Here is a 10080-nt window from a genome sequence, read left to right on the forward strand (position 1 = left end):
CAGCCGCCAGGGCGGTGATGCGGCGCGCGCGGCCGGCAGCGCCGGCACGGTCTACACGGCCGGCGTCAATCTCTCCTATGAGATCGACGTGATGGGCCGGCTCAGCAAGGCCAGCAGCGCGGCCGCGCTCGACGCCCAGGCCAGCGAGCAGCTGCTGCAAAGCGCTCGCCTGCTGGTGCAGGCCGATGTGGCGCAGGCCTACTTCGCGCTGCGCGCGCTGGACGCCGAGCGCGCGCTGATGCGCGAGACGGTGGCCGCCTACCAGGACACCTTGCGGCTGACCGAGCGCCGCCATGCTGCTGGCGATATTGCCGAACTCGATGTGGTGCGGGTGCGCACCGAGGTCGCGGCCACGCAGTCGCAGGCGCTGGCGCTGGACCGTCGCCGGGCCGAGCTGGAGCATGCGCTGGCCGTGCTGGCCGGTGAGCTGCCCAGCAGCCTGAGCGTGGCCGAGGGCGTCTGGGTCGAGACCCTGCCTAATGTGCCGGCCGGCCTGCCCAGCACGGTGCTGGAGCGCCGCCCCGATGTGGCGGCCGCGCAGAGCGCGATGCGTGCCGCGCAGGCCCGCCTGGGTGTCGCGCAGACGGCCTGGTTCCCCAGCCTGGCGCTGACGGCCTCGGCCGGTGGCGCCTCGCCCGAGCTGTCCGATCTGTTCAAAAGCTCGGCCGGCCTGTGGGGCCTGAACGCACTGCTGAACCTGCCCATCCTGGACGGCGGCCGCCGCGAGGCCGGTGTGCAGAGCGCGGCGGCCCAGCTGGACCTGGCGGCGGCCGGCTATCGGGAGCAGGTGCTGCAGGCCTTCCGCGATGTCGAAGACCAGCTCTCGGCCCTGACCCTGCTGCAGGCTCAGGCCGAGGTGCAGGCCCAGGCCGTCGCCTCGGCCACCCGCGCGCTGCAACTCTCCGACTCGCGCTACCGCAACGGCCTGGTCAGCCAGCTGGAGCTGCTGGATGCCCGCCGCAGCGAGCTGGCGAATCGCCGCCAGGCCCTGCAGGTGAGAGCGGCGCAGTACCAGTCCACGGTGGGTTTGATCAAGGCGCTGGGCGGCGGCTGGGGCTGAGATCGCCGCGTCGCATGTCTTGAGAAAAGGGCTGGGTGAGAATGAGTCACCCGGCCCTTTTTCATCCGTTTCATTTTTGGACTCGCCCGCTGCATGCGCTCACTGATAGAACTGCTTGTTGCCCACGGCGTGCTGCTGGTCTTTCTCGTGACCCTGGCGGCACGCGCCGGCGCACCCCTGCCGGCCGCGCCGCTGCTGGTGGTGGCGGGCGGCTTGGCAGCCGAGGGCACGCTGTCGGGCTGGGCGGTGCTTGTCGTGGCGGTGCTGGCCAATATTGCCGGCGATGCGGTCTGGTTCGTGGCCGGCCAGCGCCAGGGCCATCGGGTGATGAAGCTGCTGTGCCGCATCTCGCTGTCGCCCGATGCCTGCGTGCGCCAGAGCGAGGGCCTGATCCTGCGCTGGGGCGGCCGTGCCTTGCTGGCCGCCAAGTTCCTGCCCGGCGTCTCGGTGGTCGCCGCGCCGATGGCCGGTGCCCTGGGCATGAGCTGGCGGCGCTTCATTGCCTATGACTTCGTCGCCGGCCTGTTGTGGAGCGGCGCCTTTGTGCTGTTGGGCCTGATGCTGTCCGACCAGATCCAGCAGGTGCTGGACATGCTGGCCGGCGCCGGCTACGTCGCGCTGGCCGCCCTGGCCCTGATCGTCGCCGGCCTGATTCTGCGGCGCTGGTGGCAGCGCCGCCGCTTCGCGCGCCGCACCCGTGGCGGCCGTCGCATCAGCATTGCCGAGGCCGCCGCGCTGCAGGACCAGGGCGAGGCGCCGGTATTCATCGACGTGCGCGCCGCCGGCGGCCGCGCGGTGGACCCGCGCCACATCCCCGGCGCCCTGCTGCTGGAGATCGACCAGATCAAAAGCCACGCCGCCAGCCTGCCCCGCGACCGCGAACTCATCCTCTACTGCAACTGCCCCAACGAGGTCACGGCGGCGCTGGCGGTGACGGTGCTGGCCGAGGCAGGCGTCACGCGGGCAAGGGCGCTGGTGGGAGGGCTGGATGGGTGGGTGGGGGCGGGGAGGGCGGTGGTGGGGGCTTGAGATCCCGACCCCATGCCCTTGCCGTCCTCTAGCCTTGCGAGCCCTCTCAAGCTGAGGGTCGACCCCTACACTGTTACTTGTTACCGGGAGCTTCTGTGATCAAGGCGATAGCTTCTTTGATCTTGGTGTGTGTGGTCATTGGCGCGATTCCATTGACTTACATCGAATGGCGAATAGACAGAGAGCGACGTTCGCGAGGCGCTATAAAGTCTGGATTCGGCTCTGTCAGCGGGGGCGAGTCTGGCTCGCTGCTGAGAAAAATATGGTATGCCTACCTTGCTGTTGGCATTGTGTGTTTGGTTGTTGTTAAGAACTAGGGCCGGTCTGCAAAAGCCACCGGGGCTTCGGGGTCGGCTCCGCAGCTCCGAAGTCACTCCTCATTTCTAGTCAAGACCTGACCCCATGCGGACCCCAGCGAGCGATGCTGGCCACGCTTCAAGGGTTGCGCCCCTGCTATCGCCCGCTGCGCTTGGACTCCCGCATACAAGGAAGCACCAGCACCCCTTACTGCTTGACTGGCGATGCAGCCGCTCGCCGTGTGCGGCTCGACGGCGCACTGATCGCACTCGATGCGTCCCTCTTTGGTGGGGGCCGGCGGCGCAAATCATGCGGCTAGACTGGTGACAGATCAGGGTTGGAGCGCATGCTGAGATACATCGCCATTGCTGTCGCCGCATGGGTCGGAGCGTTTGATTACGGTCGCCTGTTCGCGACCGTGGTGATCGCCCTCTGCTTGGTCGGCGGTGTCTACTGGCTCGCACTGCCGACGATATTGCCTTTGTGGCCTGCAGTGCTTGTCATGGCTCTCGCTGTGGCCGCAGGGCTGGCCTGGGAGCATCGTGCGGCGAAAGACGGCAGAGCATTGCACTGATGGACAATTTGCAAGAACAACAAGCTCGACGAGAAGGTGGACTGGCGCTGGCGCGCAATGTTGCCTTGGTGCTTATTGGTGGCTTGACGGCGATGCTTCTTCTTGTGGTCGCTGTCGTGCTGCTTGTCTGGTTCTAGCCGATGCAAGCAACTGCCAGGCAAAGGGCTCCGAGGGTGTCGACGCCGCATCCGCCTCTGTGTTTAGACAGCGGGGCATAGAGGGTGTCGGACAGTGCCGTGAAAAAGGTCAGTCCCTGGATGTTTTGGGGCTTCATCCCTTTGTCGATAGTGCCGCTGCTCTACAGCATGCCCAGCACATACGAACAATTGGTTCATGAGCGACGGGTCAAGCAGTACGGTGCGGTCGTGCCTGGGCTCGTCGTCGGGCATGAGCAGCTGTCGGGTGGTGGGCGCGGGTGCAGATCGCGCGTGACGGTCGCCTATGAAGTGGCCAGGAAGCGCTACGAGTTCGCGTCTACCGTCTGCGGGACAAGTCCCGAAAGACTACCGGTAGGGCAAGCCATTGATGTCCGATACATTTCCGGTTCTCCCGCACGGGCGATGTTGTCAGCTCCTCGGGTCGATGCCAGCGCCGACGGTTGGCGCGGCCTGGCGATTCAGCTGGGCATCCCGGTGGCTCTGGGCTGGCTAGGGTGGGTCGCGCGCAAGCGGCAACGAGAATCCTCTCCAGACACCGTACTGAAGTGAACTACGCGAGCTCACCGATCCGCTGGCTGCTGCAAGGGCCGCTGCTCTTCACGCCCCAGGGCTGGGTCGAGGCTCGGGGGTTAAGTCTTAAATTTCTAGTCAAGACCTGACCCCCAATGAAGCTTCCTGAGTTCGACGCCTGACCCCGACTCCCCCCGACGGCACTACCCACCCGCCTCAGCTTTTGGTACCGTCGCGGCGCCCACGTCATGGGCGAGGGAGGGGAGAACCGAGATGATGAAGAGAAAGAAGCCTGGATCGCTAGGGCTGTCGCTGGCCCTGGTGCTTGCGCCTCTGAGCGCAGGTGCCGCCGAGAAGTCGCCGGCTGAGGTCTATGCGGAGTACAACGCCCGGGTGGTGCGGGGCATCAGTTTTGCGGACGATGCGTCCTATTACTCGAAGCGCAAGCGGGCCGAGGTGGAGGCGAAGTTTCCGCAGCAGATGAAGCAGATGAACAAGTCCCGGGACGAGGTCATCGCGATCTACCTGCAGTTCTCCAGGGAGCTGGCCAAGTGCCAGGTCTTGAGCTTGGCGGCGCAGCGGCTGGAGGCGCGCGAGGCGGCGGCCTATCTGGAGTATGCGGTGACCGACCGCTGCGCCAAGGCCCCGGCGGCGCGGCAGCGGCAGAAGATCAAGATGGTCAAGGAAGGCGGCGGCTGGAAGATCGACAGCGTCGAGATCGCGCTCTGAGGCACGGGCCGGGATGCCGTCACGATCCTCGCCGTGCGGCACCAGAAAGAGCTCGGCGACTGATAGGGTTCAGGCGCCGAGCTGCTGGCGCTGAAAAGCTCGGCGCTTCGCCCAGATGGCCGCCACACCGAGCAGCAGCAGCAGGGCGCTTGACGGCTCGGGCACGGCCACGGCGGACTGGCGGAAGTCGAATCCGCTGCCCAGCCCTTCAAAGCTGAAGTCGGACACCAGGGCGCCGTCGCTGTCGAACAAGGCCTGCACGCCGCCCCAGCCCACCGTGTGCATGAAGTTGGCGGCGCCGTAGCCGAGCACGGTGCCGCCGGCACCGCGCACCAGTGCGCCACCGCTGGCATCAACCCTGGTGGCCAGCGTCAGCACATGGTTGGCCTGATTGACCAGCAAGACCTCGAAGCTGAACCATCCCTTGGGATCCTCGGTGCACTGGTCGTGCATCACGCCGCCACAACTGCCGCGGTAGTCGAGGTTGAGGGAGTACCCGCCAGGCCGCACCAGCTGAACTTGGGAGCGCCAGCTGGCCACGCCGTTGTAGAAACTGGGCGCGGCGGCGTCGACCATGGTGCCGCCGCCACTCACCGTCCCGTCGAGCTTGATCTTCACCGTGGCCCAGAAGAGAGCGCCGGGCGCGTAGCCGGGCGCGCTGAAGCTCAGCACATCCTGGAAACTGGCCTCCGCCGTGGCCGTGCCATAGGCGTTTGCGTCCACGTAGCTGGGCGCAGGGGCAATCACGCTGCCGGATGCATGGGCCTCGACACGCACGGCGCCAGCCTCGACCCGTGACCTTGCCTCGGCCATGCCGGTGGCGGCCTGGCCATGGATGGCCACCGCATCACCCGCGCTACGGCTGAGCTGCAGATCTCCCAGGCTGTTGCGCGTGAACTCCTGAGACCCGGCCTGCACATTGACCTGAACCTTCGCGCCGGCGTTTCCGGCCACGCGCTGGGAGACCGTCTGCGCCGCCGTAGCACTCGCCAGGCACAGCCCCAGCGTCAACAAGGTCAAGAGCCGCATATCGATCTCCCCGCGAGCATGAAGTGGCGAAGCGTGCCGGCCCGGGCCGTTCGCAGCAATCCCAAGTTCGAGGCGGGGCCGAGGGACAAGTCTCCAGGTCCCGAAAGCGCTCAAGCCGCCGCAGTCCCCTTCGCCAGCCTCGCCACCAGCTTCATCAAGGTCGGCACGCGGCGCTTGCCGTGCATGCCGCGCACCCGCGCCTTGGCGGCGCCAAGGTCGATGCCGGCGCAGCTGATGATCAGCGGGCGGGTCTCTTCCTCCCTGATCAGCTCGAACTGCGCCGGCAGGCCCGGCAGGGCGGTCTTGCAGACGCCGACGATGGCGATCTGGCCGCCCAGCGCATGGAAGAGATGCTGGCCCAGGCCCGGGGTTTCCTGCGCGTCGAGATGGACGGCGCCATTGATCACGATCAGCTCGGGCGCCAGCGCATGCTCGCGCAGCAGCTGCAGCATGCAGGGCAGATCGCGCAGGTTCAGCTGCCCGCCACGCGGCGCGGGCTCGACATGGGCGATGCGGGTGCTGAAGCTGCGCAGCGGCTCGAACGCATCCCAGGCCTCGAAGGCCACGGCGGCAGCGGTGGCGCCGCCTGCACTGTGGTGGTGAACATCTATCGCCAGTTTCATTGCTCAGCTGCGTTTGTCCTCGGGCCGGCGGCATTGTCGCGCGCCCGAGCACTCAGGCCCGTGCCACCGGCCACTCGACGACAAAGGTGGTGCCGACATCGGGCCGGCTGCGCACCTGGATATGACCGCGCAACGCATCAATCATCTGTTTGACGATCACCAGACCCAGGCCGGTGCCCTGCACATGGCTATCGCGCTCACGGCCCAGCCGGTTGAAGGGCTGGAACAGCTGGGCCTGCTGCGCGGCCGTCAGCCCGACGCCGGTGTCCTCGACCTCGATATGCAGCTGATCCTGGCGCAGCGACAGCCTGGCCCGCACATGGCCGCCGGGGCGGTTGTACTTGATCGCATTGCTGAGCAGATTCGACAAGACCTGGCGCAGGCGCTTGCCATCCGAGACGACGACATGGTGGCCGTTCTCGGTCGCCAGGTCCAGGCTGACCTGGCGCGCCTCGGCCGACTGCGAGACCATGTCGCGGCAGTCCTGCAGCACGGTCTGCAGATTCACCGGCTCGCGCTCGATGCGCATCACACCGCTCTCGATACGGGCGATGTCCAGCACATCATCGACCAGGCGCAGCAGATGCCAGCCGGCGGTCTCGATATGCTGCAGCCACTCCTGCTGCTTGGCCGACAGGGCCTCGGCCTGGTTGCCCATCAGCTGGGCAAAACCCAGCACCGCATTCAGCGGTGTGCGCAGCTCATGGCTCATGCGCGAGAGGAACTCGCTTTTGGCGCGATTGGCCTGCTCGGCGGCCTCGCGGGCGCGGTCGGCGTCCTGCAGGCGCAGGCGCTCGGCGGTCTCCAGCTCCAGTTGATGGGTGCGCTCCAGCACGCGCGCCTCCAGCTCGTGGCTGAGCTGCTCCAGCCTGGCCTCGGCGGCGCGCCGCTCGGCCACCTCGCGCGCCAGCCGATCGACCATCTTCTCCAGCGTCTCGGTGCTGGGCAGGCGCAGCGCCTGCGGCATCAGCCACCACAGGCCGATCGCGGTGACCAGCGAGACCGCCGCCGTGGCCGCCTTGACATAGCCCTGCAGCCAGTAGGCCGGTGTCCAGATCGTCAGGATGTCCACCACATGGGTGCTGCCGCACAGAAAGATGAAGGCCGAGAACAGCACGAAGATCCAGTTGAACTTCAGATCGCTGCGCCGCTTGACGAAGACCATCAGCGCCAGCGGGATAGAGAAATAGGCCAGCGCCGTCAGCGCATCCGCGCCCACCATCAGCCCGAGCAGGTCCGGGCTCCACTGGAAACACACACCATGGGGCAGGAATCCCTGGCTGGCGGTCCATTGCAATAGGCTCTGGCTCATCGGGAGCTCCCTTGATCGACGTCAAGCTGCTTTATGCGCCCGACGCGGCGGCGAGGCAAGCGCAGTTGCATGGGTTACGCTGCACAGATGAACACCCTGCCTGTGCGTTTGCTGCCCGGTGACGACCTGCGTGCCGCGCTGGAGGCGGCGCTGGCCGCCCAGGGCGGCAGTGCCGCCTTTGTGCTGAGCGGCATCGGCAGCCTGAAGCCGGCGCGGCTGCGCCTGGCCGGTGCCGAGCAGATCATCGATTTGACGGATGACGTCGAGATCCTGACCCTGGCCGGCAGCCTCGCGGCCAATGGCTCGCATCTGCACATCAGTGTGTCGGACCGCCAGGGCCGTGTGCTGGGCGGCCATGTAGCGCCCGGCTGCATCGTCCATACGACGGCCGAAGTGCTGCTGGCCCTGCTGCCGGACTGGCAGCTGCGCCGCGAGCCCGACGCCGCCACCGGCTATGCTGAGTTGCAAATCCGTCCTCTCTCTGATTGACACCTGACCGAAGTCGCAGGGGCCCTGGTCGGCCCTGGCAAGATGGCCCGTCGTTTTGCCTCCGCCGTGCCGCAGCTGGGGGGCACCCGCTTGCACCGCGTGCTGGGCCGAGACGCGGCCCGCGCCCAGGCCTGCGCCGACGAGTTTTCCGCCGCCCGCTCGACCACCGATCTGGCCGCGCTGCTGGCCGACCCGGCGGTGGACGGCGTCTATGTGGCCACACCGCACTCCGAGCATGGCGATATCGTGCGCGCCTGCCTGGAGGCCGGCAAACCGGTGCTGTGCGAGAAGCCGCTGGTGCCAGGTCTTGCCCAGGCCGAGCCGCTGGTGGCGCTGGCGCGCGAGCGCGGCCTGTTCCTGATGGAGGCGGTGTGGACCCGCTTCCTGCCGGTCTACACCGAGGTCTTGCAGGGCTGGTTGCGCGATCAGCAAGCCATAGGTGAGCTGCGCGGCATCCAGTCCAGTTTCTGCTTTCCCGCCCCCTACCAGAGCAGCAGCCGGCTGTTCGACCCGGCCCTGGCCGGCGGTGCGCTGCTGGACATCGGCATCTACAACCTGACGGTGACGCGCTGGGTGCTGCAGCAGGCGCTGGGCGCCTGCCCGGAGCCGCTGGCGCTGCGTGCCGAGGGCGTGCTGGCGCCGACCGGCGTCGATCAGCGCGTCAACGCGACGCTGAGCTTCCCCGGCGGCCTGGTCTCGCAGTTCATCTGCGGCATCGACGGCAGTTCTGATAATGCGCTGCACATCCTCGGCGCGCGCGGCAGCATCACCTTGCCGCACAACTTCTGGCAGGCCACCGAGGCGCGGCTGCAGCTGCACGGCGAGGCGCCGCAGACCGTGGCCGCGCCGTTTCGCATCAACGGCTTCGAGGGCGAGATCGAGGAAGCGATGCGCTGCATACGCGCCGGACTGATAGAGAGCCCGCGGATGTCGCATGCCGAAAGCCTGGCGACTCTCGCCTGGATGGACGAGATCCGGCGCCAGCTGGGCGTGCGCTATCCCTTCGAGTGAGGGCCTTGCGGCGACAATGGGCCGATGANCTCTCGCCTGGATGGACGAGATCCGGCGCCAGCTGGGCGTGCGCTATCCCTTCGAGTGAGGGCCTTGCGGCGACAATGGGCCGATGAAAGCACCCAAGAGACTGCAGGCCCTGATCGATGAGGGGCTGATCGATGCGGTGCAGCGCCAGCTGATGAGCGGCAAGGAAGCGACCGTCTATGTCGTGCGCTGCGGCGACGAGATCCGCTGCGCCAAGGTCTACAAGGAGGCCACCGAGCGCAGCTTCCGCCAGGCCGTCGATTACACCGAGAACCGCAAGGTCAAGAACAGCCGCCAGGCCCGAGCGATGGCCAAGGGCACCCGCTACGGCCGCCAGGCCACCGAGGCAGCCTGGCAGAGCGCCGAGGTCGACGCGCTCTACCGCCTGGCCGGTGCCGGCGTGCGCGTGCCCCGGCCCTACAACTTCCATGAGGGCGTGCTGCTGATGGAGTTGGTCACCGATGCCGACGGTGACGCCGCGCCGCGCCTGAACGATGTGCTGTTCACGGCCGAGGAGGCACAGACCCATCACACCAGCCTGATCAGCGAGGTCGTGCGCATGCTCTGCGCCGGCGTCGTGCACGGCGATCTGTCCGAGTTCAACATCCTCTTGGCGGCCGACGGCCCGGTCATCATCGACCTGCCGCAGGCGGTCGATGCGGCCGGCAACAACCATGCGATGCGCATGCTGCTGCGCGATGTCGGCAATCTGCGCGACTTCTTCGGCCGCTTCGCGCCGGCGCTCTTGAGCACCGACTACGGCCCCGAGATCTGGGCCTTGTTCCAGCGCGGCGCGCTGACGCCCGAGACCCCGCTCAGCGGCCGCTTCGAGCGCAAGCTGGCGGCGGTGGACCTTGGCGCGGTGCTGCGCGAGATCGACGACGCGCGCGACGAAGAGGCGGCGCGGCGGCTGAGGATGCAGATGGGTTGAGCAGGGTGTGTCGCACGCAGGCATCGTGTTACGTTTTTTAAGATTCGGGCGCTGGCCCCGTTTCATGGGAGATGGCGGGCGTGAGGGAGGCGCCAGGGCGTTATTCCCAATCGCCAGCGCCGAGCGGGCGCTCCCAGAATGCCGCCAAGCGCAGCGAGGGACGCTTTCGGTGACTCAGCGATTTCCACAACAGACAGACCCAGCAGCAGGGACGCAAGGCCGCCACCCGCCGACCGGCCGGGGCGGCCGTGCGCTGGTCTGTGCGTGCCTGGCCCTCGGCGGGCTGGCGTCGGCCTGGGCC

The 10080-nt window shown here is 67.5% G+C and carries 12 protein-coding genes; 9 read left to right on the forward strand and 3 right to left on the reverse strand.

The window, feature by feature from the left end; genetic code table 11:
* From PO768_RS26080 to PO768_RS26105, 6 genes are all read left to right on the forward strand, one after another.
* A partial coding sequence (locus PO768_RS26080; protein ID WP_272648379.1) for an efflux transporter outer membrane subunit occupies positions 1–1060 on the forward strand: 1060 nt, incomplete at its 5' end.
* Positions 1061–1153: 93 nt separating this feature from the next.
* The gene (locus PO768_RS26085; protein ID WP_272648380.1) at positions 1154–2089 is read left to right on the forward strand and encodes a VTT domain-containing protein; all 936 of its coding nucleotides are present in this window, start codon (positions 1154–1156) and stop codon (positions 2087–2089) included.
* A 643-nt stretch (positions 2090–2732) separates the two neighbouring features.
* Entirely contained in the window at positions 2733–2960 is a 228-nt protein-coding gene (locus PO768_RS26090) for a hypothetical protein (protein WP_272648381.1), read from the forward strand.
* Positions 2960–3097, forward strand: a complete 138-nt coding sequence (locus tag PO768_RS26095; protein ID WP_272648382.1) for a hypothetical protein — start codon at positions 2960–2962, stop codon at positions 3095–3097. Before PO768_RS26090 ends, PO768_RS26095 begins: the two co-directional genes overlap by 1 nt.
* A 99-nt stretch (positions 3098–3196) precedes the next feature.
* Positions 3197–3667 (forward strand): DUF3592 domain-containing protein, encoded by a 471-nt coding sequence (locus tag PO768_RS26100; protein WP_272648383.1) that lies wholly within the window; start codon positions 3197–3199, stop codon positions 3665–3667.
* A gap of 234 nt (positions 3668–3901) precedes the next feature.
* A complete protein-coding gene (locus tag PO768_RS26105) occupies positions 3902–4357 on the forward strand; it encodes a hypothetical protein (RefSeq protein WP_272648384.1) in 456 nt (151 codons plus the stop codon).
* 69 nt (positions 4358–4426) lie between these two features.
* Here PO768_RS26105 and PO768_RS26110 read toward each other — a convergent pair whose 3' ends face one another.
* The 3 genes from PO768_RS26110 to PO768_RS26120 all read right to left on the reverse strand — a co-directional run bounded on the left by PO768_RS26110 (position 4427) and on the right by PO768_RS26120 (position 7321).
* On the reverse strand, positions 4427–5386 hold the full coding sequence (locus PO768_RS26110; protein ID WP_272648385.1) for a PEP-CTERM sorting domain-containing protein: 960 nt from the start codon (positions 5384–5386) through the stop codon (positions 4427–4429).
* Between the two features lie 110 nt (positions 5387–5496).
* The gene (locus PO768_RS26115; RefSeq protein WP_272648386.1) at positions 5497–6009 is read right to left on the reverse strand and encodes an endonuclease V; all 513 of its coding nucleotides are present in this window, start codon (positions 6007–6009) and stop codon (positions 5497–5499) included.
* A 52-nt stretch (positions 6010–6061) separates the two neighbouring features.
* Positions 6062–7321, reverse strand: a complete 1260-nt coding sequence (locus tag PO768_RS26120; protein ID WP_262971580.1) for a sensor histidine kinase — start codon at positions 7319–7321, stop codon at positions 6062–6064.
* Positions 7322–7408: 87 nt separating this feature from the next.
* Here PO768_RS26120 and PO768_RS26125 point away from each other — a divergent pair, with 87 nt between their 5' ends.
* The 3 genes from PO768_RS26125 to PO768_RS26135 all read left to right on the forward strand — a co-directional run bounded on the left by PO768_RS26125 (position 7409) and on the right by PO768_RS26135 (position 9779).
* Complete coding sequence (locus tag PO768_RS26125) at positions 7409–7810, forward strand: PPC domain-containing DNA-binding protein (protein WP_137944733.1); 402 nt, start codon at positions 7409–7411, stop codon at positions 7808–7810.
* A gap of 24 nt (positions 7811–7834) precedes the next feature.
* The gene (locus PO768_RS26130; protein WP_272648387.1) at positions 7835–8821 is read left to right on the forward strand and encodes a Gfo/Idh/MocA family protein; all 987 of its coding nucleotides are present in this window, start codon (positions 7835–7837) and stop codon (positions 8819–8821) included.
* A gap of 112 nt (positions 8822–8933) precedes the next feature.
* Positions 8934–9779 (forward strand): PA4780 family RIO1-like protein kinase, encoded by an 846-nt coding sequence (locus PO768_RS26135; RefSeq protein WP_262971578.1) that lies wholly within the window; start codon positions 8934–8936, stop codon positions 9777–9779.
* Positions 9780–10080 lie beyond the last annotated feature (301 nt).

This window comes from Paucibacter sp. XJ19-41, from assembly GCF_028462495.1.
Classification (GTDB): Bacteria; Pseudomonadota; Gammaproteobacteria; order Burkholderiales; family Burkholderiaceae_C; genus Roseateles_E.

Coding starts and splice junctions, on each gene's coding strand:
- PO768_RS26120 (WP_262971580.1), bottom strand. CDS start 7,321: ATGAGCCAGAGCCTATTGCAATGGACCGCCAGCCAGGGATTCCTGCCC.
- PO768_RS26085 (WP_272648380.1), top strand. CDS start 1,154: ATGCGCTCACTGATAGAACTGCTTGTTGCCCACGGCGTGCTGCTGGTC.
- PO768_RS26110 (WP_272648385.1), bottom strand. CDS start 5,386: ATGCGGCTCTTGACCTTGTTGACGCTGGGGCTGTGCCTGGCGAGTGCT.
- PO768_RS26115 (WP_272648386.1), bottom strand. CDS start 6,009: ATGAAACTGGCGATAGATGTTCACCACCACAGTGCAGGCGGCGCCACC.
- PO768_RS26105 (WP_272648384.1), top strand. CDS start 3,902: ATGATGAAGAGAAAGAAGCCTGGATCGCTAGGGCTGTCGCTGGCCCTG.
- PO768_RS26095 (WP_272648382.1), top strand. CDS start 2,960: ATGGACAATTTGCAAGAACAACAAGCTCGACGAGAAGGTGGACTGGCG.
- PO768_RS26090 (WP_272648381.1), top strand. CDS start 2,733: ATGCTGAGATACATCGCCATTGCTGTCGCCGCATGGGTCGGAGCGTTT.
- PO768_RS26135 (WP_262971578.1), top strand. CDS start 8,934: ATGAAAGCACCCAAGAGACTGCAGGCCCTGATCGATGAGGGGCTGATC.
- PO768_RS26125 (WP_137944733.1), top strand. CDS start 7,409: ATGAACACCCTGCCTGTGCGTTTGCTGCCCGGTGACGACCTGCGTGCC.